A 493-nucleotide genomic window follows, 5' to 3' on the forward strand; every position below is an offset into this window, starting at 1 on the left:
TCGAACCGCTGCGGCGCGAGAAGATCGTGCGCTCAAGCCTGGAGGCGGAGGTGGTGGTGCCCGAGGCACCGCTGTCGCCCGCGGCGCTGGCCGAATTGTTCATCGTCGCCAAGGTGACGACGGGCGAGGCGATCACCGTTTCCCGCACCGATTTCCACAAATGCGGTCGCTGCTGGCGGCATTTGCCCGAGGTCGCGGTGGATGGCGACCTGTGTGACCGTTGCGCGGGAGTCGTCGCATGAAGCTGCCTGTCGCTGGTTTTGCCACCGCCGCCGCCTTGTTCGTGGTCGATCAGGCCGCGAAATATGGCATTACCGATGTGCTGAAGCTCAATTTTCTGAGCGATGCCTATCACGTCACCTCCTTCTTCAACCTGCGCTTCGTCGCCAATCAGGGCGTGTCGCTGGGGCTGTTGCACGCCGATACCGCGACGATGCGCTGGCTGCTGGTGGCGATGACCGGGGCGATTGCGCTCGGCGTGCTGGTGTGGTTG

At 64.1% G+C, this 493-nt stretch carries 2 protein-coding genes; both read left to right on the top strand.

All coding sequences use genetic code 11. From position 1 onward, the window contains the following. On the top strand, positions 1-242 hold a 242-nt coding region (locus AACY08_RS29000), incomplete at its 5' end, for a zinc finger domain-containing protein (RefSeq protein WP_339472518.1). After that, on the top strand, positions 239-493 hold a 255-nt coding region (locus AACY08_RS29005; protein WP_339472519.1), incomplete at its 3' end, for a signal peptidase II. The genes AACY08_RS29000 and AACY08_RS29005, both read left to right, overlap by 4 nt.

Source organism: Pseudomonas sp. EL_65y_Pfl1_R83 (assembly GCF_963970695.1).
GTDB lineage: Bacteria > Pseudomonadota > Gammaproteobacteria > Pseudomonadales > Pseudomonadaceae > Aquipseudomonas > Aquipseudomonas tritici.